At 55.6% G+C, this 23,749-nt stretch carries 21 protein-coding genes and 1 pseudogene; 15 read left to right on the top strand and 7 right to left on the bottom strand.

Translation table 11 applies throughout. From position 1 onward, the window contains the following. Positions 1-309: 309 nt before the first annotated feature. The 5 genes from QVO51_RS02070 to QVO51_RS02050 form a co-directional block, all read right to left on the bottom strand. Positions 310-1,653: a hemolysin family protein gene (locus tag QVO51_RS02070; protein ID WP_022357034.1), complete on the bottom strand. Its 1,344-nt coding sequence runs from the start codon at positions 1,651-1,653 to the stop codon at positions 310-312. A 2-nt stretch (positions 1,654-1,655) separates the two neighbouring features. Further along, complete coding sequence (locus QVO51_RS02065) at positions 1,656-2,384, bottom strand: PHP-associated domain-containing protein (protein WP_022357033.1); 729 nt, start codon at positions 2,382-2,384, stop codon at positions 1,656-1,658. Positions 2,385-2,387: 3 nt separating this feature from the next. Then, a complete protein-coding gene (locus tag QVO51_RS02060) occupies positions 2,388-3,989 on the bottom strand; it encodes an ABC-F family ATP-binding cassette domain-containing protein (protein WP_022357032.1) in 1,602 nt (533 codons plus the stop codon). Positions 3,990-4,144: 155 nt separating this feature from the next. Further along, entirely contained in the window at positions 4,145-5,749 is a 1,605-nt protein-coding gene (locus QVO51_RS02055; RefSeq protein ID WP_022357031.1) for a GDSL-type esterase/lipase family protein, read from the bottom strand. A 152-nt stretch (positions 5,750-5,901) separates the two neighbouring features. After that, entirely contained in the window at positions 5,902-7,278 is a 1,377-nt protein-coding gene (locus QVO51_RS02050) for an MATE family efflux transporter (protein ID WP_022357030.1), read from the bottom strand. Positions 7,279-7,516: 238 nt separating this feature from the next. Between QVO51_RS02050 and pyk the strand changes: the two genes are divergently transcribed. The 15 genes and pseudogenes from pyk (at position 7,517) to QVO51_RS01975 (ending at position 19,119) form a co-directional block, all read left to right on the top strand. Continuing rightward, complete coding sequence (gene pyk, locus QVO51_RS02045; protein ID WP_022357029.1) at positions 7,517-8,938, top strand: pyruvate kinase; 1,422 nt, start codon at positions 7,517-7,519, stop codon at positions 8,936-8,938. 213 nt (positions 8,939-9,151) lie between these two features. Continuing rightward, a complete protein-coding gene (locus QVO51_RS02040; RefSeq protein WP_022357028.1) occupies positions 9,152-10,051 on the top strand; it encodes a hypothetical protein in 900 nt (299 codons plus the stop codon). Positions 10,052-10,088: 37 nt separating this feature from the next. After that, positions 10,089-10,391 (top strand): acyl carrier protein, encoded by a 303-nt coding sequence (locus tag QVO51_RS02035; RefSeq protein WP_022357027.1) that lies wholly within the window; start codon positions 10,089-10,091, stop codon positions 10,389-10,391. A 3-nt stretch (positions 10,392-10,394) separates the two neighbouring features. Beyond that, positions 10,395-11,117, top strand: a complete 723-nt coding sequence (locus QVO51_RS02030; protein ID WP_022357026.1) for an enoyl-CoA hydratase/isomerase family protein — start codon at positions 10,395-10,397, stop codon at positions 11,115-11,117. Further along, positions 11,114-11,518, top strand: a complete 405-nt coding sequence (locus QVO51_RS02025) for an acyl-CoA thioesterase (RefSeq protein WP_022357025.1) — start codon at positions 11,114-11,116, stop codon at positions 11,516-11,518. The genes QVO51_RS02030 and QVO51_RS02025 overlap by 4 nt, the downstream gene beginning before the upstream one ends. Further along, positions 11,508-12,053 (top strand): hypothetical protein, encoded by a 546-nt coding sequence (locus QVO51_RS02020; protein WP_022357024.1) that lies wholly within the window; start codon positions 11,508-11,510, stop codon positions 12,051-12,053. Before QVO51_RS02025 ends, QVO51_RS02020 begins: the two co-directional genes overlap by 11 nt. Continuing rightward, positions 12,046-12,747, top strand: coding sequence for an enoyl-CoA hydratase/isomerase family protein (locus QVO51_RS02015; protein WP_022357023.1), 702 nt, complete (start codon positions 12,046-12,048; stop codon positions 12,745-12,747). The genes QVO51_RS02020 and QVO51_RS02015 overlap by 8 nt, the downstream gene beginning before the upstream one ends. Continuing rightward, positions 12,744-13,214, top strand: a pseudogene (locus tag QVO51_RS10820) (3-hydroxyacyl-CoA dehydrogenase NAD-binding domain-containing protein); the annotation flags it as partial. The gene QVO51_RS02015 and the pseudogene QVO51_RS10820, both read left to right, overlap by 4 nt. Positions 13,215-13,314: 100 nt before the next feature. Beyond that, positions 13,315-13,893, top strand: coding sequence for a hypothetical protein (locus tag QVO51_RS02005; RefSeq protein WP_022357022.1), 579 nt, complete (start codon positions 13,315-13,317; stop codon positions 13,891-13,893). A gap of 2 nt (positions 13,894-13,895) precedes the next feature. Continuing rightward, a complete protein-coding gene (locus QVO51_RS02000) occupies positions 13,896-15,104 on the top strand; it encodes a beta-ketoacyl-[acyl-carrier-protein] synthase family protein (RefSeq protein ID WP_022357021.1) in 1,209 nt (402 codons plus the stop codon). Between the two features lie 18 nt (positions 15,105-15,122). After that, on the top strand, positions 15,123-15,482 hold the full coding sequence (locus QVO51_RS01995) for a hypothetical protein (RefSeq protein WP_022357020.1): 360 nt from the start codon (positions 15,123-15,125) through the stop codon (positions 15,480-15,482). A gap of 6 nt (positions 15,483-15,488) precedes the next feature. Continuing rightward, complete coding sequence (locus QVO51_RS01990; protein ID WP_022357019.1) at positions 15,489-16,610, top strand: dienelactone hydrolase family protein; 1,122 nt, start codon at positions 15,489-15,491, stop codon at positions 16,608-16,610. Between the two features lies 1 nt (position 16,611). Further along, positions 16,612-18,171 carry a class I adenylate-forming enzyme family protein gene (locus QVO51_RS01985; protein WP_022357018.1) on the top strand — a complete coding sequence of 520 codons (1,560 nt, stop codon included), beginning with the start codon at positions 16,612-16,614 and terminating at the stop codon, positions 18,169-18,171. 1 nt (position 18,172) lies between these two features. Further along, positions 18,173-18,424, top strand: a complete 252-nt coding sequence (locus QVO51_RS01980) for an acyl carrier protein (RefSeq protein ID WP_022357017.1) — start codon at positions 18,173-18,175, stop codon at positions 18,422-18,424. Positions 18,425-18,426: 2 nt separating this feature from the next. Next, positions 18,427-19,119: a thioesterase II family protein gene (locus tag QVO51_RS01975; RefSeq protein ID WP_022357016.1), complete on the top strand. Its 693-nt coding sequence runs from the start codon at positions 18,427-18,429 to the stop codon at positions 19,117-19,119. Between the two features lie 147 nt (positions 19,120-19,266). On the opposite strand, the gene nifJ is transcribed toward QVO51_RS01975, so the two are convergent. Next, positions 19,267-22,809: a pyruvate:ferredoxin (flavodoxin) oxidoreductase gene (nifJ, locus tag QVO51_RS01970; RefSeq protein ID WP_022357015.1), complete on the bottom strand. Its 3,543-nt coding sequence runs from the start codon at positions 22,807-22,809 to the stop codon at positions 19,267-19,269. A 590-nt stretch (positions 22,810-23,399) separates the two neighbouring features. Then, positions 23,400-23,749, bottom strand: a 350-nt coding sequence (locus QVO51_RS01965) for a hypothetical protein (RefSeq protein WP_288167750.1), incomplete at its 5' end; no start/stop codon positions are given.

The following is a 23,749-nucleotide window of genomic DNA, read 5'->3' as shown; positions in this document are numbered from 1 at the left end:
ACTTTCCAAAACTCATGAAACCTCTCGGTTCCTTGAATCTTCAAGGGTTTTTCGTGTTTCGTATTGTTCAATTTTCAAGATACCAGGTTTTCCGCTCCTGCGGGGTACTTTTTTATTCTATCACATCTTTTCGATTTTGTCAACCCCTTTTTTGAATTTTTTCAAATTCTTTTTTGAGGTGATTTTATCTCGTCTGTGACAGCTTTAATATCATACCATGGATGCTGAAAAAAGTCAAGGCGTTTTGCAGAAAAATAATGCACAAACAAACCTGTTGAAAACTCTGGTCTGTTTGTGCATTATAAAATGTTATTTTGTCGGCTCCCCTGCCGGTCTCAGCTGCTCCACCCGAATCCGGGAGATCCAGTTGTCCTCTGTCTGTAAAACCGTCAGTTTCAGCCCCTGATACTCCACCGCAGGTCGTTCCTGCTTCTCCGGAATCCGCCCCAGCAGATCCACCATCAGTGCACTCATGGTATCATACTGGTTATCCTCCGGTACAGCAACCCCCAGCTTAGGCAGGATATCCTCCGGATCCGCCGCACCGTCCACGGAATAGCCTCCATCCGGCAGCTGCTCCAGCTCCGATGCCTCATCGTCGTACTCATCCTGAATACTCCCCACGATCTCCTCCAGCAGATCCTCCATGGTCACAATGCCCGCAGTCCCCCCGTATTCATCCGAAATGACCGCCATCTGCTGCTTTGCCCGGGTCATCTGCTCAAACGCCTCCCGGCACTTGCAGGTCTCCGGCATGTACAGAGCATCCCGCCGGAACTGCTCCAGGGTGAAATCCTCACAATGCTCACAGCCCACCAGGCACAGCAGATCCTTTACGTACACGATTCCCACAATGTTATCAATGGTCTGCTCATACACCGGGATCCGGGATACCCCCTCGTTGATGGCAAGATACACGATGTCCCCGATCTTTGCGTGCAGCTCCGCCCCGATGATGTCCGTCCGGTGAGTCATCACCTCGGACACCACTGTGTCCCCGAAGTCGAAGATGTTGTTGATCATCTCCCGCTCGCTTTCCTCGATGGCACCCGTCTCGTTTCCTGCTTCCACCATCATCCGGATTTCTTCCTCGGTAACGCTGTCCCGTACATCATCCGTGGGCAGACCACACAGCTTGCATGCCACAAAGGTCAAGCCATGGGCAAGCAACGCCACCGGTGCCAGCACCCAGGTCAACAGGCGCACCGCCCCTACGCAGCCTACCGCAAAGCCGTCAATGTGCCGATGCACCAACCGCTTCGGCAGCTGCTCCGTCAGGGAGGAGATCAGCACCGTAGTCACCAGCAGCAGCCCTGCCAGCATACCGGCACGGATCCACCCTGCAGCGCCCCCGTGCAGCAGCTGCAGCTCCACCCGGGTATCCAGCACCGCATCCAGCAGCATCACTGCTAAAATAGAGATCATCACGCAGGACAGAGCACGCTGCATGGAAAACGCCAGCATCATCTTCTGGGGCGCCTCGATCAGCTTCAACAACTTTGCATACCTGGGGTCTGTTTCCGCCAGGGTCTTGACCTTGCTGTCGTTGACCTCCGTTACCGCATACTCGCAGGCGGTGTATACTCCCTTCAGCAGAGCAAACACCAGGATCAGCAACACATAAATCCATATTCGACTGCCATCCGGCTCCATAACTACCTCCGACCGCTGTCACGGTCTCTCCTTTCTGATTTCCATTCTATTTCTGTTCCCGTACACAGCCCCACCATTTCCCGGTTCCGGATGGCTGTCATCAGCTCCCGGATGCTGTGTACCGGATGGGGCAGCAAAATGCCCCCCTTCAGTGCTTCCTGGCTGTGGGCATCCGAACCGGACACGCCGGTCAGCCCATAGGCTTCCGCATACCAGGCGGCACGGGCATTGAACGCCGGGTCCTGGTGAGAGGTATTGTACACCTCCACTGCATCCTCCAGCTCCGGCACCAGCCGCATGACATGTACATACCATGCCTCCCGGAAGGGATGAGCATGAATGGTCATGCCGCCCGCCTGCCGCACCAGCTGCAAATAGTCGTACAGGGGCAGCTTATGCACATCCGGGTGCGCCAGCAGCCAGTCCGTATCCAGTCCGTAGGTGAGAAAATCCGAGCCGCTGTAGCCGAATTCCCAGCCGAAGAATACCTCCAGCCCCAGCTGCTCCCCCCGCTGCTTGGCGTGGAGATAACCTTCCTTCAACACCTGCACCTTCTCCTGCCAGGACAGCTCCGGCGCAGCGGTGGTATTCCCGTTGAAGAAGTGATCCGTAATCACCAGCCCCGCATAGCCCTGCTGTGCAGCCGCCTCCGCCATTTCTGCGCCGGATGCTCTGCCGCATGCGCTGCCCTCCCGGGTGTGCACATGCAGATCATATTTATATGATTCCATTGGTCACGCCTTTTTGTTCTTCCGGAATTCCAGATACTCCTCATAAGTGCCCTGCCGGTCGATGCATCCCTCCGGCGTCAGCTCAATAACCCGGTTCGCCACCGTTTGCAGCATTTCATGGTCATGGGAGGAGAACAGCACAACCCCCTTGAAGCTTTCCAGTCCGTTGTTCACTGCCGTAATGCTTTCCAGATCCAGATGGTTGGTGGGCTGATCCAGCACCAGTACGTTGGAGCCGTACAGCATCATCCGGGAGAACATGCACCGCACCTTCTCGCCGCCGGACAGCACCTCCACCGGCTTGAATATATCGTCCCCGGAAAACAGCATCCGCCCCAGGAATCCCCGCAGATAGGTCTCTGTCTCATCGTTGGCGGAAAACTGCCGCATCCAGTCCAGGATGGACAGCTTACAGCCGTTGAACAAGGGAGAATTGTCCACCGGGAAGTAGGATACAGAGGTGGATACTCCCCACTTGAAGCTGCCGCTGTCCGGCTGTTCCTCCTCCATCAGGATCTTGAACAGCATGGTAATGGCATGCTCATCCTCCGACACAAAGGCAACCTTATCCGTGCGCCCCAGGGTAAAGCTGACATGATGCAGCAGAGGCACCCCGTCCACAGTCTTGCACAGATCGCTGACCTGCAGGATCTCCTTGCCCAGTTCCCGATCCGGGGTAAAACCGATGAAGGGATACTTCCGGCTGGAGGCAGGCAGCTCCTCCACCGTCAGCTTCTCCAGCAGCTTCCGCCGGGAGGTGGCCTGGTTGGACTTGGACTTGTTGGCGGAGAACCGCTCGATGAAGGACTTCAGCTCTGCGATCTTTTCCTCCGCCTTCTTGTTCTGCTGCTTGATCATCCGCTGCATCATCTGGCTGGATTCGTACCAGAACTCATAGTTACCCACATACATCTTGATCTTGGTGTAGTCGATATCCACAATGTGGGTACATACATTGTTCAGGAAGTGCCGGTCATGGGATACCACCAGCACCGTTCCGAAGTATTCCGCCAGAAATTCCTCCAGCCACCGGATCGCCTCAATGTCCAGGTGGTTTGTAGGCTCGTCCAGCAGGATAATATCCGGATTGCCGAACAGCGCCTGTGCCAGCAGTACCTTCACCTTCTCGTTACCGGTAAGGGCGGACATCTGCTGATACAGCAGGGATTCATCCAGTCCCAGACCCTGGATCAGCTTGGATGCGTTGGATTCTGCCTCCCAGCCGTCCAGCTCCGCAAATTCCCCCTCCAGCTCCGCTGCCAGTTCCCCGTCCGCCTCGGAAAAATCCTCCTTTGCGTACAGTGCATCCTTCTGCTGCATGATCTCATACAGCCGGGCGTTGCCCATGATCACCGTATCCAACACCGTATAAGCGTCATAGGCAAAGTGATCCTGCTTGAGCACGGAAATCCGCTCCGTCTTGGGAATGATGACCTCTCCGGTGGTAGGCTCCAGATCCCCGCACAGGATCCGCAGGAAGGTGGACTTGCCTGCACCGTTGGCGCCGATGATGCCGTAGCAGTTGCCATTGGTGAATTTCAGATCCACATTCTTGAATAGGGTATTGCCCCCGAACTGAAGGCTCACGTTGGAAACAGTAATCATGATACGTCCTTTCTGAATTTCGCAAACTCTCTGTCACACTGCTTTGCGCAGTCCTACGGAACAGTATACCACACTTCCCCGGTCAGTGCAAGCCGGACAAAAAGAAAAGCTGCGGTTTCCCACAGCTTTTCCCAATGATTCTGCTTATCCGGCTCTTAGCCCACCATGGACTGTGCAATGGTCACCAGAATGTCCACTGCATCGCCAACGGAAACATTGCCGTCCTGGTTCATGTCAGCCAGCTTCTTCTGCTGATTGGTCAGCGGGCTTTCACCGCCTGCTGTAACCTGTGCGCATGCCTGCAGTACGGTTACTGCGTCTGCAACAGTCAGAGCACCATCCATGTTCACGTCACCCAGCTGGTATTCCGGTACAGTGGAGCCGTATACCTCCACGCCGCCGTTTTCAAAGGTCACGTCCAGCGCAACGCCATTTTCGTCTACAATATCACACTTCGCCTCATCAAAGCTGATCTCGTACATACCGTTGACAGCGTCCTCAGCAATGGTGAACTGGAGAGTTGCCAGAACGGCACCATCCGCAGCAACCTGGTTTCTGCCGTCTACGGTAGCCCAGACATAGGTCAGGGCCTTGGGATTCCAGGTAGGCGCCCCTTCGTATGCGTTGCCTGCCACACGGCGCTTGATGGTCAGACCTGCATCCGCCTGCAGCTCCAGCACCATGCCGGCAGTACCCGTATCGCCGGAAATGGTGATAGGCACATCCACGGTCTCGCCGGGCTTGCCCTTGACGCCGGCAATGGAGTATACAATGCCATCCTTGCCGGTTGTAATAAAGTTATCCAGCTGCGCATGGACCCGGTCATATTCCGCATCGCTCATTTTTTCTGCATTGTTCAGCAGCACCTGGTTAAACTGTTCACAGCTGCCGCCCTCAGCCCCCAGGCTGTTGAGAATCTCCGCTGCGATCACTGCATGCCCCAGAGCGTTGGGATGTACATCCATCTGCCAGAAGCCGTTGGAGGGATCCATATTGGTGTAAACCCACTCCATATCCTTGAATGCAGCGTTCACGTCCACATAGGTCAGACCCTCTGTCTGCTGCAATGCATCATTCAAAGTCAGCAGCTGCTCGGAAGCAAACTTCCGGATCTGCTTGAGCTTGCTGGAGTAATCCACCCCGTTCACAACCGGATTCTCCATATTGATGGGATTGTACACAGTCTGTACCACGATTTTCGCATCCGGGTTCTGCTCCAGCAGGCTTGCCTCAATCTGCTGAATGTTGGTCTTGTATGTATTGGCAGCCTTGTTCAGCAGAGAAGTCAGCTTAAGGATCATGGTGGTTTGCAGGTCGTCATTCACTGCAACCACAGTCTGGATATATTCCTTCAGGGTCAGAGAGGTACCGTTGTTGGTGTTGTAGGTTTCCAGCAGGGTGTTCAGGTAGCCCTCCACCGTGTCAATCAGATCGTTTCCACCGATGGACACACAGATCACGGAAGCCAGCGGAATGTCGATCTGTACCTCCTCATTGTTCACCAGCTCCAGCAGTTCCCCGGTGGTCTGACCCGGCTTTGCATAGTCGATGGATTCCATCCCCAGGTATTCCTTCAGGTAATCCGCATACCTGTATTCGCCCTCTGCCAGTCCATAACCGGATGCAATGCTGTCTCCCAGCATCAGAATATACTCCGGATCCTGTTCCGCAGAAACCGACGGCATCATGGCTGCCGGCAGCAGGGACATGCACATTGCTGCTGATACCAGGCAGGACAGCAGTCGTTTTACGTTCTTCATATCAATGACTCCTTTCATATACACGGCGCATACCGTTTTCCGTTGACACCGGACATTCCCGGTGCTGTACCTCCATTATACCGGATAAAGCGAAAAAAAGCAAGCGTTTTGACAATGCTATTTGCTAATGTAAAAAAATTCAGGCAACCGGCTTACAGTTCTCTGGTCACATTCTTGAGCCACTTCTTCTGTCGGTACCGGAGGGTGGTAATGGGCACCTTGATGACCTCGTCGCTCATGAGCACCACATACACTGCCTCCACCGGAAGCTTCAGCACAAAGGCACAGAGGGCACCGAACAGGATGGAGCCACCCCACATGGTACTTACGTCAATAATCAGCCCCAGCCGGGTATCGCCCCCCGCCCGGAAGATCCCCACCACCATGGTGGTATTGTACGCCTGCAAAAAGACAAAGTAGCTCATCACCAGCATCATCACCGTCAGATAGCTGTGAGCCTGCTCCGACAGGGTCATGACCTTGTGCATGATGGGCAGTACCAGCAGCACCACTGCCGCAGCCGCAGCCCCGGCGCACAGGGTGAGCCGCACAAAGCGCTTGGCATAGACCTCTGCCCGCTTTACGTCCCCCTCCCCGATGGTTCTGCCAACCAGGATCGCCGTGGCGTTTGCGATTCCAAACGCAACCACAGTCGCCAGATTCCGGGTCACCTGGGCAACGGAATTGGCGGCAACCGCCGGACTTCCCAGATGCCCGATGATGACGGAGTTCATAGAAAAGCCTGCGCCCCACATCAGCTCATTGAGGATCACCGGCAGGGCGTAATGCAGAAAATCCTTGAACAGCACCGGATCCTTCACAAACAGGTTCCGGAACCGCAGGTGTACCTGATGGTCCTTCCGCCGGGCATAGATCAGTACGATCACCAGCTCTGCGATCCGGGCACAGAGGGTTGCCACCGCCGCACCCACAATGCCCAGTGCCGGACATCCCAGCAGACCGAAGATCAGCACTGCATTCAACAGGATATTCAGCACCAGGGACACGGAATATACCACTGTGGAGATCACTACCCGCTCCACGCTGCGCATGATATTCAGATAAATGATCGTTACCGCCATCACCGGGAAGGTAAAGGACAGCACCCGCAGGTACTTTGCACCCTCTGCCGCCACATCCGGCTCACTGGTGAAGATCCGCATACAAAGCTCCGGCACGCACACCCCTGCCAGGGTAAATACCACGGACACGCACAGGGAAATCCGCATGGCAATGCCCATGATCCGCTCAATGGCACCCGTATTTCCCTTTCCCCAGTACTGCGCCGTCAGCACTGCCGCGCCGGAGGTGATGCCAAAGAAGATCAGGGTCATGATAAACTGCACCTGCCCTGCCAGAGATGCGCCGGACAGGGCGGTCTCGCTGACCTTGCCCAGCATAATCACGTCCGCCGCATTCACCGCCACATTGATGAGATTCTGCAGTGCCATAGGCACCACCAGCGCCATCACCATCCGCCGAAACTGCCGCTTTTCCGCCTTGCTCCCCAAAAGCTCTGTCTGTTCCATATTCTCTTCCTTTTCCGTATTTCAAATTTTCATCAGATTACTATACCACATTCTCCTCCCCTCGTCAATTGTGTTTCTGCCAAAAAAACCGGCTTCCGGGGAGCCCTTTTCCGCCGGTTCCACAAGAAAGCCGATGTTTCCCGCTTTTTTTGCCAAAATGTAACTTGACCTAACCGATGCAATCCTGTATACTATACATCAGAGTGTACAAACCTGTGCCTGAAAGGAGCAATCATATATGCGAAAAACCAAAATCGTCTGCACGGTGGGACCCGCAACGGATTCCATCGACGTGCTGCGGGATCTGATGAAGAGCGGCATGAACGTTGCCCGCTTCAACTTTTCCCACGGAGATTACGAAACGCAGAAGCGCCGCTTCGACATGGTCTGCCGCCTGCGGAACGAGTTGGGTCTGCCCATCGCCACCATGCTGGACACCAAGGGGCCGGAGGTGCGACTGGGAAAGTTCGAGAACGATGAACCGGTCAAGATCCAAGACGGAGATACCTATACCCTCACCACCCGGGATATCCTCTGCAACACCAAGGAGGGCTGCGTATCCTTCAAACGTCTGCCCCATGACATCAGCGCCGGCAACCGGATCCTCATCAACGATGGCGTAGTAGAACTGCTGGCAGAAAAGGTCACCGAAACCGACATCATCTGCCGGATCATTCACGGTGGCGTCTTGTCAAACAATAAGGGCATCAACGTGCCCGGCGTCAAGCTCAGCATGCCCTTCCTCAGCGATGCGGACATGAACGACCTGGAATTCGGCGCAAAGCAGGGCTTTGACTTCATTGCGGCAAGCTTTGTGCGCACTGCGGCGGACATCAACTATCTGCGGAAATTCACCCAGAGCCTGGGCTGGTTCGATGTACGCATCATTGCCAAGATCGAGAATCTGGAGGGCGTGGAAAACATCGACGAGATCCTGGAGGCTGCGGACGGCATCATGGTTGCCCGGGGCGACATGGGCGTGGAGATCCCCTTTGAACAGATTCCCTCCATCCAGAAGGATCTGATCCACAAGGGCTACAATGCCGGCAAGCAGGTCATTACCGCCACCCAGATGCTGGAATCCATGATCAACAATCCTCGTCCCACCCGGGCAGAGATCACCGACGTTGCCAACGCCATCTATGACGGCACCAGCGCCATTATGCTCAGCGGCGAAACTGCTGCCGGCTCCTTCCCGGTGGAATCCGTCAAGACCATGGCGCTGATCGCCCGGACAACGGAAAAAGACATTGACTATAAAAAGCGGTTCTCCCGCCGGGAATCCGATGTATTCTGCAACATTGCCACCGCCATTTCCCACGCTACCGTGACCACTGCCCATGACCTGAACGCCAAGGCCATCGTCACCGTCACCAAGCAGGGACAGACCGCCCGGCTCATCAGCAAATACCGTCCCACCTGCCCCATCATCAGCTGCACCCCCAGTGAGCGGATCTGTCGGCAGATGAACCTGTCCTGGGGCGTGCTCCCCCTGATGATCCAGGAGGAAACCAACTCCGATGAGCTGCTGCTGCACGCTGTGGAATCCGCCAAAAAGGCGGGCTATATCCACACAGGAGATATGGTCGTCATCACTGCCGGCCTGCCTCTGGGCATTTCCGGTACCACCAATCTGATGAAGGTGGACAAGGTGGACTGATCCTTCCGAACGTCTCCGCTTTTGCGCCGGAGACGTTCTTTTTCTGCCTAAGCAATATACAGGGCGTATAATTTACACTTTTCATAAAAACAGCCCAAAATTCCCCCCTATTTTGTCCATCTAAACGAACTTGCCCCTGCATCCGCCCCGGAATATTGACACTGTTCACTATAAATGCTAGCATAAGAATAGTATATCTGTAAGGGGCATTCTGTGAATCATTATAAAACTGCATTTTTATTCAATGGCATCGGATCCAAGCCGGAAAAGCTGCTGGTGAATCTGCCTGCGGTCCTGATGGAACGCTATCTGACCGCCAGGGATGAGGCATTTTCCCGGCTGGGTCTGCACACCGACCTGGAGCGGAACACCCCGTTTGACCGGCGGGTTGCCGAATGGCTCATTTCCCTGCTGTGCGACCGGGTGGTGTTTGATCACTACATCCAACAGGGCATCGTCCCGGACATCGGCGCCGGGTACAGCTCCGGCATCGTCAGCATCAGTGCCTGCTTCGGCTCCGTGCCGGATACCTTTGCCCACCATATCATTCTCATGAACCGTGCCACCATGCAGAACCTTGCCAACGCCGGCATGGATCTGGACATGGGTGTGGTCATCGGCTTCGGATATGAGGACGCACAGCAGCTGCTGTTCCCCCGGTTTTCCCGGGAGGAGCTTGTGATCGGCAGCGGCAATTCGGTATTCTGCACCATGATCAGCGGGAGGGCAGAGGCTGTCCGCCGGGCACTGGAGCTGATGCTGGCGGAGGGCGCCATCAAGGCGATCCCCTTCGGCACCGGCATCGCCTACCATCACCCCATTCTGGCGAACTATGCCCGGGAATATGTGGACTTCTGCGGATCCATCCCCTACCGGGATCCGGACTACCCCATCCTTTCCGCATTCGACAACCGGATCCTGACCAGCGGACAGGAAATCATGCTGGAAAATCAGCGGAATGTGATGACGCCCATCCGGTGGGATCTTGCCCTCCGGAAGCTGGAGGAACTGGGCGTGACCGCATTCTACGATGTCAGCGCCAACGGTGCCGTGAAAAAATTCTCCCGGCTCCGCAGCCGCAAGTGTAAAATTCATTCGCTGCAAGACGTATAATTTTTCATGATACAAACTATTTTTGGAGGAACAGACCATGAGAGAAATCACCGAAGAAATCAGACAGGAAATCACGGACATGATCTTTGATTACTACGCAGAGGAGTGCGAAGTGGACAGAAATGAGATCACCATGGACACCAATCCCCAGGAGGATCTGGGCAGCGACTCCCTGATGTTCGTGGAGCTGATCGAAATGACCGCAGAAAAGTATGACCTGGACGTCAAGCTTCAGAGCATCGGCAAGTACATGCTGAAGGCGCCCATGGACACCATGTCCGACGTGGTAACCATGTTCTGCAAGATTTACCAGTACGGCAACGACATTGTAAATCAGTAAGCCATGATCCGTTCCAATTTATCCACCCTGGAGGCAGATGGAGCGCTTGCGGTTTTGACTCTGGACAACGGGCCAAAGAACCTGCTGACAGAGCCGGAATTTATTCAACAGTCCGTGCTGCTGGATTTTCTGAGGGACAACCCCGGAATCAAGGGACTTGTCATCACCGGCAAGGGCAGGCACTTTTCTCACGGGGCCGATGTGTCCCTGTTCAGGGACGCTGCCAACAATGACATCTCCCGGAAGCTGGAGGCTGCACGAACACTGCTCCGCATCATCGAACGCCTGCCCATTCTGACTGCCGCCGCCATTCAGGGCGGCTGCTTCGGAGGCGGGCTGGAGATTGCTCTGAGCTGCCAGTTCCGGATCTGCGCCCCCAACGCCTTTCTGGGGCTGACGGAGATCATGCACGGAGTCGTCCCCGGCATGGGGGGCATGGAGCGGCTGTACCGGCTGCTGGGCAGGGAAAAGGCGCTGTCCATGTGCCTGCGGGGAGAAATGCTCACCGCCCAGGATGCCCTGCAAGCAGGACTGGTCACTACCCTGTGCGAAGGAAAGAACCCCTTAGAGCCTGCCAAGGCGTTTCTCCGGGAACTGATCGGCACCAACACCTCCCTCCAGATCCGCACCATCCTGGAAACCATGGAGCGTGCAGAGGCAGGAGTAGAGGATCCCTCCAAGGGCGGCTTTGAACAAGTCCTGGCGGAGGCGAACCAAGCAAAATGAAAAGCACTTACGAACTGACCGTCCGGGGGTACGAGCTGGACTCCTTCGGACATGTGAACAATGCGGTGTACTTGAACTATGCCGAAGCCGCCATGTGGCACTGCCTGAATCGATACGGCCTGGTGGAGCTGCTCCAAAAGGAAGGGCTGTTTCCGGTAATCCTGGAAAGCAGCCTGCGGTATCTCCACGAACTGCATCTTTTAGATCCGGTGCGGATCGAAACCGAAATGCATTGCTCCGCCGGACTGGTCAGATACACCCATATCGTCATACAGGCAAACACCGGGCTGACCGCCTGCCGCATCCGGGGCAAGCTTGCCTATGTGAATGGGGAGCGGATCATCTGCGATATTCCCCAGGCAGCCCGAGAACTGATGGAGCGTGACAGCCATGAAGATTGAAACCACCCCGTTCGTGACCACCGTCACGGATGCGGGATCCCTGTTTGAAATATACGAAAGCCGTGACCGGCTGGGAACCCCCTGCATGCTGCTGGTGTTCCTGACCGACGGCTTTTTTCTTGCGGAATCTTCCCGGGAAGCCCTTCTGCGGAACTGGCTTTCGCAGGTTCCCTTTTTGACCGCCGCTGCCCTGCCGGATCCAAACACCTGGGATCCGGCTCTGCTGGCTGCCTTTGATCTGCGCATCAGTGCAGTGCCCTTTACCGGTGCATGCCCGGCGGAGCGGACATCGCTTCTGTGCGGCAGAAAACCGGAGAATTTCTGTATGCTGACAGAGGATGCGGATAGCTTTTCCGGGGGCGTATCCGCTCTGACGGACAAGCTGTTCGCAGGAAAGACCCCACAGCAGGCGGCGGAAATCACTGCATGCTTCCTCTGTGCCCGGCATGACCCGGTGCAGACCGTGCTGGAACAGGAGTCCTTTGCCTTTTACCGGCTGATGGAACAGAAGAACGGAGGAAAGAGCCATGCCTGAAGAAACAGCCTTTGCCCTGACCGAAGAAGCCGGTATCCTGACTCTGACCATGTCCGCCCCCGGCAACAATCTGATGACCGGAGCATTTTTCCGGGAGTACGAAGCGATCATGGATCAGGTTCAGCTTCGCAGCACCCAGCCCGGCATCCGGGGGCTCATCATCCGGGGCGGCGGCAGGCATTTCAGCGTGGGCGCCGATGTGGATGCCCTGGCAGAGCGTTCCGCTGCCGAGTCCTTTGACGGGAAGCGCCTGCCCCCTGCCCACTGTAAGCAAAAGCGGCATTTCACCTTCCTGCGCAGTCTGCCCTTCCCGGTGGTCAGCGTGGTGACCGGATTCTGCATCGGCTCCGGCAGCGAGATCGCTGTCAACAGTCATTACCGGATCTGTGAGAAAAACGCCCGGGTGGGACAGCCGGAGTCCACCTTCGGCATCCTGCCTGCTCTGGGAGGGCTTGCACGCACCATTAAGCTGTGCGGCATGTCCAACGCCTACAGGCTGGTCATGTCCGGAGAACTGATCCCGGCAGAAACCGCTTACGCTCTGGGCTGGGCGGATTTCCTCTGCGGCAAAAAACAGGGCTATGCCCAGGCGGTAGCACTCATTGACTGGATCAGCAGCCACAGGGCGCATTTTTCTGATGAGGACAGTCTCCCCCTGCTTCGGCAGTATCTACAGGAAGGAGCAGAACTATGAAGCTGGGCATTGCCGGATTCGGCAAAATGGGGCAGGATATTTTCAACCTGCTCTTTGACAAGCTCCGAGAGGATCGGTTTGTGATCCTGGAGCCATACAACACGGAAATGCATGCCGCCAACCTACAGAAGCAGCTGGATCGGAAGCATCGGCGAGGGCTGCTGACGGAGCAGCAGCTTGCAGACCGGAAACAGGCTGTCACCTTTACGGCGGATCCCGGAGACTTTGCCGGCTGCGATCTGGTACTGGAAGCCATCCCGGAGGCGCTTGCCGCCAAGCAGGCGCTGTTCGCCAGACTGGCGCAGATCGTCCCGGCGGACTGCCTGCTGCTGACCAATACCTCTTCCCTGCCGGTGGCGGACATTTTCGCCCCGGTGCAGGATCTGTCCCGGTGTACCGGCATGCACTTTTTCTACCCGGTGCGGCTCACCGGCTTTGTGGAGCTGAACCTGCTGCCGGAAACCAGTGCAAAAACCGCTGAAGCCGTTGCCGCATTGGTGCAGCGCATCGGCAAGGAGCCACTGCCCCTGGGGCAAGGAGCCACTGCCCCTGGAGGGCGCCTACCACATGTATCTCAACCAGATCCTGTCCTGTGCCGTTGCCCATGGCTTTGTGCTGCTGGAGCAATACGGGGTCAGCCCGGCACAGTTAGACAAGGCGCTGTCCGGTCTGATGCCCACCGCACCTGTGTTCAAGATCCTGGACAGCGTGGGGGTAGGGCTTATGGGAGCAGACCCCGGTCGGTTCCGGATTCCCCGGAACGCCGGGCTGCTGGCATACGGTCATACCGCTATGAAGCAGCTGCTGGATGCGGGATGCTCCCCTGCGCCCCTGTCCTTCCTGGACTATGCAGCAGCCCACATGCCGGACACATCCGGGGATGCTTCCCGGGCGACGGCAGATATGACCGCTTTGCTGCTGAACGAAATGGCACACGCTCTGGGAGAATACAACGGGGATCGGGCGCTGTTCGCTCGTGCTATGCAGGAAACATTGGGACTGGCACAGACCCCAAAAGAACTGTATCAGGCATACGGAGCGGAAACGCTTTCCGCCGTTCTGGATCGTTTTTACCAAACCACAGGTTTTGCATCCTACCAGCCTGCCGGAGCGCAGGTCTGGGATACTATTTTTTCTGAGGTGTAATTATGAATCGAGTTGTGATTACCGGGCTGGGCGCAGTCACCGCAATCGGCAATACCGTTTCGGAATACTGGGAGAATCTGATCGCCGGCAAGGGCGGCATCAGCCCCATTACCCGGATCTCCACAGAGGAGCATGACACCAAGGTCGCTGCCCAGGTGCCGGATTCCTTTGAAGCAGAAGCATCCCGCTACTGGAAAAAACGCCAGCTGAGCGCCACCACCCGTGCCACCCGTACCGGACTCGCCAGTGCCGGAGAAGCGGTTGCAGACAGCGGCATAGACTTTACTGCCTGTGACCGCTCCAGGGTGGCTGTGATCTACGGGGTCATTGACAATTCTCTGGAGGATGCGGAGCTGGACAAGCCCCTGAACATCACCCTGCGGAAAATGCCCAGTGAGCTGCCTGCCATGGTATCCATCAAGTATGGGCTCACCGGTGCCGCATTCAATGTAAGCACCGCCTGCGCCTCCTCTGCCTATGCCATGGCGATTGCCAAGCAGATGATCGAAGCGGGCATGTACGACACGGTGATCGTAGGGGGCGTTTCCAACACGGTTACCCACTCCGTCATCAAGGGCTTCAACCAGCTCCTCGCCATGTCCGTGAACCCGGATCCCGAAACCGCCTGCCACCCCTTCACCCGGGATCGGGACGGTTTCATTATGGGGGAAGGTGCCGGTACTCTGATCCTGGAATCGGAGCAGACCGCAAAGGCACGGGGTGCCCGGATCTACTGTACCCTGGCAGGGGCGCACATGGACAGCGAGGCTTACAACATGACGGCTCCGAAAACCGACGGCGCCGGCATGGCACAGACCATGGCCGCCGCCCTGGAAAACGCCGGCTTACAGCCGGAGCAGCTGGACTATATCAACGCCCACGGCACCTCCACCAACCTGAACGACCTGTATGAAACCATGGCGGTCAAGTCTCTGTTGGGAGAGCGGGCAAAGCAGGTGCCCGTGTCCTCCATCAAGGCAGCCATCGGCCACACCCTGGCGGCAGGGGGTGCCCTGGAAGCCATTGCCTGCGTCAAAGCCCTCGAAACCGGCATGCTGCCCCCCACCCTGCACTATGACATTCCGGATCCTGCACTGGATCTGGACTACATCCCCAACACTGCACGAGCGCAGCGCATCCGCACCGCCCTGTCCAATTCCTTCGGCTTCGGCGGCCACAACGCTTCCCTGGTGTTCTGCAAATACGAATAACCCACGAAAGGAACTTCTATGCCAATTTGCCAACTGAAAACCAACTACCCCATGGATGCGGCAGCAAGAGAGGCTTTGCTGCTGGATACCGCCACAACAGCGGCAGAGCTGCTCAACAAGCCCCTGGCTGCGGTGATGGCTATGCTGGATTCCTGCGATATGCGCATGAACGGCACCGGCGATACAGTATTTTTTGCGGAATTCCGCTATGTGCTGCCCCAGGAATGTTCCAAGGAAAAGCAAGCGTTTCTGGATCGTTTTGCGGATCGGATGCTTGCCCTGTTCCGGCAGCATACAGGCGTGGATCCTCACCGGATCTACATGCAGTTTACAGAAATGGCACGGGAAAGTGCCTGGAAATATACCGGAAAGGACTGACGCACAATGAAATGGGCCATCAGAGATTTGCTGAACCCGGTGGTGACACGCTCCATGATCTTCGGGGCAAACCCCTTTGATATTGAATACATCCTCAAGAAGATCGACGGCATCAAGGTGATGAGCGGCAAACAGATCCAGAGCGTATGGCTGGGTGAATGGGCGGAGAAGATCCGAAAATACAACGATCTTGCCCGGCAGGCTGTGGACAGCGGTCACCGGATCTCCGCCCGGGCATACTACAAGCTGGCGGCACAGTGCCACTATGCCTGCTACATGATCAACACCGAGGACATTGACAAAAAAACCGAGATCTACGACGGTCTGGCACATGCCTACAGCCAGTACACCGGCTACTGTGACCATAAGGTGGAATATGTGGAGATCCCCACCAAGGAAGGGGTGCTGCCTGCATATCTGCACTTCCCGGACGATGGCAGCCAGGATCCCTACCCCTGCGTCATCACCTATTCCGGCATCGGCAGCTGCAAGGAAGAGCTGGAAATGCTGGCAGAGCCGTTGCTGGAACGGGGCATCGCAGTGCTGACGCCGGACATGCCCGGTGCCGGAGCAGCCGTGATCCACAACGGGATCAAGTGCGGCGGCCCCATGCTGGAGGCTGCCTTTGATGGCATCTACGCCTTCCTGGCAAATCGGGCAGACCTGGATGCTGACCGGATCGGCAACTTTGGTCTGTGTATGGGGGGCGGCTATGCCTTCCGTGCCTCCGCCAAGCATCCGGAAACAAAATGCTGCGTCAGCCTGTTCCCGCTGTTGATGCACTTTGCGGATCAAGGCTCCATTCCGGTATGGATGAAACGGGGCAGGTGGTCCTCCTTCCAGTATGCAGACAACTATCTGGAGGGCATGAAGCAGATCGAGGAGGGCACGGTCGGCTGTGATTTCCTGATGGCGTACAGCGACGACGACAACTGGATGGACACGGAAGCCTCCCTGCGACTGTTTGACAAGGCCATCGGCTACAAGGAGAAGATCTACATTTCCGAAAAGCCTGCCTATGTATCCGAGGAAACCATCATGCATGCCATGCCCGTGGGAGAGCAGTTCCACTGGGTCAAGCATCTGGCAGCAGATTTTCTGGCGGATCGTCTAACGGAAAGGAAGTAACATGAGTAAGACATTTTTCGATTACTACGGCAAGTACGCAGCGGAGACCCCGGATAAAGTGCTGCTGCGGATTGATGAAAACACCCTGACCTACCGGGAGTTTATGGAGATGACCGCCCGGCTTGGCTCCGGCATGCAGAAGCTGGGAGTAAAGCCCAACGACAAGGTGGGCATCATTATGCCCAACAGCATCGAATGGTACCTGGTATACTGGGCCGCCATCCGCATCGGGGCGCAGCCTGTGCCCATGGATCCCCAGAGCGGCAGTCTGGAGCTGTCCCGTCTGAGCCCTGCCACCACTGTGAAGATCTGTTTCCTGGCGGAGAGATACCGGAACAACCGGATCATTGACGCAGTCAGCGCCCTGGTACCCGGACAGCTTTCCCAGGACAAGTGTATTTGCTTTGCTCCCCAGGAGGCGCTGCCGGCGGATCCGGTATTCATCACCGAGGACACCTTCCTGCGGGACTACTGCGGCATGGAATGCGCCCCCTTTACCCCGGAACCGGAACACACCATGTCCCTGGCATGCACCTCCGGCAGCACTGGCACCCCAAAGGTACTGGCTGTGCCCTATGAGGGCTTCCTGATCTCCCAGGAGGATATGGGCTCCCACCTGCACTTTACCGCCGAGGACGTAATGATGCTGGGCATGACCCTGTACCACCAGGGGGGCTTCGGCATGGGACTGCAAATGACTCTCAAGGGGGGCACCGTGCTGTACCAGCCCCAGTTCAACCCGGTCACATTCCTGGAAACCGTCCAGAAATACCACATCAGCGTGATCCAGCTCACCTCCACCCTGGCAAAGGTGCTGCTGTCCACCCCGGATTTTGACAAGTACGATCTGTCCAGCGTCCGGGTATGCTACTTTGCCGGCGAGGTGCTGCCCAAGGAACTGGCAGACATTTTTGTACACCGGCTGGGCATCCGGGTCATCAACGTGATCGGCTCCTCCGAGACCGCCACCATGGTGGTGTGGGATTCCCAGTTGGACGGGGATACGGATCCCAGCGACTTCAAGAAGCTGCCCTTTACGGACGTGAAGGTGCTGGACGAGAACCGGAACGAGGTCAACGAAGGGGAAACCGGCGAGCTGTGCGTATTTACGGATGCGGTCATCACCGAATATTTCGGCAATCCGGAGCTGTCCGCTGAAAAGATCCTCCGGGACGAACAGGGCAGACGCTGGTTCTGCACCGGAGATCTGGTGACAAAGCTGCCCGGCGGCGCAGTGCGCTTTGCCGGCAGAAGCAAGCGGATCATCAAGCGGGGCGGCAACCTGGTGCATGCGGAGGAAGTGGAAGCATGCCTGCTGACCCATCCGGATATTGCCGCTGCCGCTGTTACCGATGAACCCCACCCGGTAATCGGGCAGCAGATCGTGGCATACATCCAGCCGAAGGGGGATGCCCGGATCACCCGGGGCGCCCTTGCCCACTACTTTGACGGCAAGCTGTCCGCCTACAAAATCCCCGACAAGGTGGTTCTGGTGGAGGAGATTCCCAAGGACATCGGCAAAATTCAGTTTAAGTATCTGAGAAAAAAGGAGTACAAGTAACATGAACAATCTGAACTGGGACGAATTCAAGCAGCACATTTCCGACTACGTTGGAGTGGATGCCGCTGAGATCACCGAAAGCACCGACGTGTATGACGACCTGTATCTGGACTCCCTGGGGCTGTTCGGCCTGGGCTCCCACATCACGGAAACCTATCAACTGAACATTCCTCTGTCCCTGGTGGCATCCATCAGCACCGTTGGAGAGATCTTCAACCTGCTGAACGAAAAGGGCACACCCATCGGGGGCTGAGCATGGTACTGTTTTTTCTGCCCCACGCCGGCGGCTCTGCCAAAAGCTACTGTACCTTCAAGCGGTACCTGCCCCGGGATCTGAAGGTGGTGCCCATGGAGCTTTCCGGTCGGTTCACCCGATCCGGGGAGCCACTGCTGACGGAGGTTTCCGCTTGCGTGGCGGATCTGATCCAGACCCATCGCCTTCTGCTGGAACAGGAGCCTTACGCCCTGTTCGGTCACAGCATGGGCACCCTGCTGGCTGCGGAGCTGATCCGCCAGACTCGAACCGCCGGATTGCCCACCCCCCGGCATGCCTTCATGTCCGGCAGATGCGCCCCCTGTGACGGTACAAGGATGCTGAACGCCGACCATCTGTCCGATGAAGAGCTGGTGCAGTTTTTCGCCCAGGGTGGACTCAGCACCACCATTCCGGATACGGATCCGGAGCTGCGCCGGATGCTGAACCGGATTCTCTGCACGGACGTGCGCATGGCGGATCGGTTCACTCTGACCCCGGAAGAAGCTCCCTTCGGCTGTGATATCACCGTGCTGTACGGCAAGGAGGATCACATTCTCCGGAACGTGGATCTCCGGGGCTGGGACAGATTCACCGGCGGCAAGTGCGACTATTTCGGCTTCTCCGGCGGACACTTCTTCTTCGCCCAGCACTTAAAGGAAATCTGCGGACTCATCACAGAGCGGATCTGCTGATTCCACTATACAAAACATGCCACAGCGTCATCCCGGTGCTGTGGCATGTTCTTTTCTATTTACGACAACACCGCAAAGAATTGTGTGGCGTTGCCTTACGCAAAAAAGCGGCATGGTTTTCGCCATGCCGCTCTTTTTATGGGTTGCTTACTTTACTTCGCCGTAGAATTCAGCCAGGTGGGACAGATAATCGTATCTATCCTTTGCAGTGTGTTCTGCCTTGGCAAACAGCTTATCTGCTCTCTCCGGGTTGGAACGAGTCAGGGAGCTGTAACGTGCTTCATTCATGATGAAGTCACGATAAGAGGTGGTAGGAGCCTTGCTGTCCAGCATGAAGGGATTCTTGCCCTCTGCTGCCAGTCTGGGATCGTACCGGAAGTTATTCCAGTAACCACAGTCAACAGCCTTCTTCATCTCTGCCTGGCAGTTGGTCATACCGCCCTTGATGCTGTGCATCTCGCAGGGAGCGTAGCCGATGATGAGGGACGGGCCGTGGTAGGATTCAGCTTCCTTGATTGCCTTCAGGGTCTGGTTCATGTCCGCACCCATTGCAATCTGTGCCACATAAATGTAGCCGTAGGACATTGCAATGTCAGCCAGACGCTTCTTTGCGATTGACTTACCAGCTGCAGCAAACTGTGCAACCTGACCGATGTTGGAAGACTTGGAAGCCTGACCGCCGGTGTTGGAATAAACCTCGGTATCAAATACCATAATGTTTACGTCTTCGCCGGTTGCCAGAACGTGGTCAACGCCGCCGAAACCGATATCATATGCCCAGCCGTCGCCGCCGAAGATCCAAATGGACTTCTTGGACAGGTAGGACTTGTTTGCCAGGATGTCAGCGCGAGCCTCGCAATCGCAGTCAATCTTCTCCAGCTCTGCAACCAAAGCCTTTGTTGCTGCTGCATTCTCCTTGCCGTCCTCCAGGGTGTTCAGGTACTGCTCGCAAGCAGCCTTCACAGCATCGGAAACCTTCTCAGAGCCTGCAATGGTCTTTACATCGTTGATCAGGCGCTCACGGATTGCTCTCTGACCCAGGTACATACCCAGACCGTGCTCTGCGTTATCCTCAAACAGGGAGTTTGCCCAAGCCGGGCCAAAGCCGTCCTTGTTTACGGTGTACGGAGAGGTTGCAGCAGGGCCGCCCCAGATGGAGGAACAACCGGTTGCGTTGGAAATATACATTCTGTCGCCGAACAGCTGGGTGATCAGACGTGCATAAGAGGTCTCAGCACAGCCTGCGCAGGAGCCGGAGAATTCAAGCAGCGGCTGCTTGTACTGGCTGCTGATGACAGTAGCGTCGGTAGCAACCTCGGGCTTCTCGGAAACCTTTGCAACACAGTAATCGAATACTGCCTGCTGATCCTCCTCGCCCTCTCTGGGAACCATGGTCAGGGACTTGGTGGGGCATACGCCGATACATACGCCGCATCCCATACAATCCATGGGGGAGATTGCCAGTGTATAGGTGTAATCAGTCTTTACGATGGGCTTGGGAGCCTTCTTGGTGTTTGCCGGTGCAGCAGCAGCCTCCTCAGCGTTCATAGCGAAGGGACGGATGGTAGCGTGGGGACATACAAATGCACACTTGTTGCACTTTGCACAGGTCTCAGCGTTCCAGGTCGGAACCATCACAGCTACGCCACGCTTCTCGTATGCGGAAGCGCCCTGCTCAAAGGTACCATCCACATGATCGGCAAATGCGGAACAAGGAATGGAGTAACCATCCATCTTGCCGGCAGGCTTCATGATCTCGTCAACCATCTTGACCAGCTTAGCCGGACCCTTGGATGCTTCCGGAGCAGCAGTGTCAACAGCGGTTGCCCAAGCAGCCGGAACGTCGATCTTCACAAGAGCGTCCTTACCGGCGTCGATAGCCTTGTGGTTCATGTCCACAATGTCCTGACCCTTCTTGGAGAACTTCATGGTTGCCTTTTCCTTCATATAGTTGATGGCATCCTCAGAAGGCAGAACATTTGCCAGAGCGAAGAATGCGGACTGGAGTACGGTACTTGTACGCTTGCCCAGACCGATCTTTGCGGCAATGTCAATTGCGTTTACTGTGTACAGCTGAATGTTGTTCTTTGCAATATACTGCTTGGTCTCAGCATTCAGGTGCTTCTCCAGTTCCTCAGGTGTCCACTGGCAGTTAATCAGGAACTTACCGCCGGGCTTTACATCATTGACCATCTTGTAGCCCTTCATGATGTAGGAGGGGTTATGGCATGCAACGAAGTCAGCCTTGTTGATGTAGTAGGGGCTCTTGATGGGCTGATCGCCGAACCGCAGGTGGGATACGGTGATACCCCCGGTCTTCTTGGAGTCATACTGGAAGTAAGCCTGTACATACTTGTCGGTATGGTCGCCGATGATCTTGATGGAGTCCTTGTTTGCGCCAACGGTACCGTCGCCGCCCAGACCCCAGAACTTGCACTCGATGGTTCCTTCTGCCGCAGTATTCGGGGAGGGCTTCTCCTCCAGGGACAGATAGGTCAGATCGTCGTGGATACCCAGAGTGAACTTTCTCTTTGCATCAGCCTTTGCCAGCTCTTCGTATACTGCGAAGATGCTTGCCGGAGGTGTATCCTTAGAACCCAGACCGTAACGGCCAGCGATCACGTTGGCGGTTCTGCCCTGCTCGTTCAGTGCAGCAATTACATCCAGGTACAGGGGCTCGCCGATGGAACCGGGCTCCTTGGTTCTGTCCAGAACAGCAATGTTCTTTGCAGTAGCCGGGATTGCCTCTACCAGCTTCTCAGCAGAGAACGGACGGTACAGACGAACCTTTACCAGACCAACCTTCTCGCCCTTTGCGTTCAGGTAGTCAATGACTTCCTCAGCCACATCGCAGATGGAACCCATTGCAATGATTACACGGTCAGCGTCAGCTGCGCCATAGTAATTAAACAGCTTGTAGTCAGTACCCAGCTTCTCGTTGACCTTGTTCATGTAGTTTTCAACGATTGCGGGAACAGCATCATAGTACTTGTTGCATGCTTCACGGTGCTGGAAGAAGGTATCGTCATTTTCGTGAGAACCACGCATAGTGGGATGCTCCGGATTCAGAGCTCTTTCACGGAATGCCTTCACAGCGTCCATGTTGCACATTTCCTTCAGGTCAGCGTAATCCCAAACCTGGATCTTCTGGATCTCGTGGGAGGTACGGAAACCATCAAAGAAGTTGATGAAAGGAACACGGCTCTCAATTGCAGCCAGATGTGCAACAGCAGCCAGATCCATAACCTCCTGGGGGTTGGTCTCAGCCAGCATTGCAAAGCCGGTCTGACGGCATGCGTACACGTCGGAATGATCGCCGAAAATATTCAGTGCGTGAGAAGCAACACAGCGTGCGGATACATGGAAAACAGTCGGCAGCAGTTCGCCGGCAATCTTGTACATGTTGGGGATCATCAGCAGCAGACCCTGGGATGCGGTATAGGTGGTTGTGAGCGCACCAGCGTTCAGGGAACCGTGCACTGTACCGGCTGCACCAGCCTCAGACTGCATTTCCTCAACCTTGACGGTGGTCCCGAAGATATTCTTCACACCCTGTGCGGACCACTGGTCAACGTAGTCAGCCATGGGGCTTGAAGGGGTGATCGGGTAAATGCCAGCTACTTCTGTAAACGCATAGGATACATAAGCGGCAGCATTGTTACCGTCCATGGTTTTCTTTTTTCTTGCCATTGGTTTGTCCTCCTAGTATTTAGTAGCAGTGCTCCGGGAAGGATCCAAGGGGCATTGCCCTAGGCAATTGTGCGTGGCGCGCACTATACCCATTACAATACATGATATCACAAAACGCCTTTTTTGTAAATACCTTTTTTCTAAAACATTGCGGATATCCCACGGTTTTTCGGGAATTCCCACGAATTTAAATTCCGCTGCGGCAGAATCTGCTTATCATTATGCCGAATCCATTTCAGGAATTTTGTGCAAAATCACTATTTTTCTTCTCTTTCCCGATTTTTCGCCCAAAATGATTGACGATTCGCTCTTTTTCGGGTATAATAATAACAGTGTAAAAGCAATTTGTTATTTACACTCGTTTTGTTGTCTCCTTTCTTTTGTTCTACACATATGTTTCACTTTACATTATTTTTATAAGAGCCATTGGCTCTTATTTTTTTGCATATAGAAGGCGGGAGTGGCTTCTGCTCCCGCCTTCATTTTATGTGGGGTTCCGGACAACTATGCAAAAAACGGTGCAGCTTTCGCTACACCGTTTTCTTTGTGTTAGTGCTTATACTTTTTGCATGCTTTCTGAGAAATCGGAATTAGTCCTTCTTCTTCTTCAGAACTACAGCAGCTGCAGCAGCAGCGGACAGCATGCCAACAACGCCCAGAGCAGCACCGTCTACACCCATCTTCGGAGGCTTAACATCCGGAGTCTTAGTTGTGGTAACTGCAGATGTAGTTACTACCGGAGCGGAAGTCTCAGCAGCGCCCTCAGTTGTGGTAGTAGTGGTAGTTGTAGTGGTCTCCTCAGAAGTGGTGGTCTCCTCTTCCTTGATCTTGATCCAGCCGTTTGCTGTCTCAAAAGCAATGTTCTCCTTGTTAGCATCGATGAAGGAACCTTCGTTAACAGTGATGTTGATCGGGAACTCATCGCCAGGCTGTGCATCAG

The organism is Ruminococcus sp. CAG:379, assembly GCF_000434255.1.
GTDB classification, from domain to species: Bacteria; Bacillota; Clostridia; order Oscillospirales; family Ruminococcaceae; genus Ruminococcus_F; species Ruminococcus_F champanellensis.
Note: the sequence above shows the minus strand (reverse complement) of the source record. Positions and strands in the feature narration are given on the sequence as shown.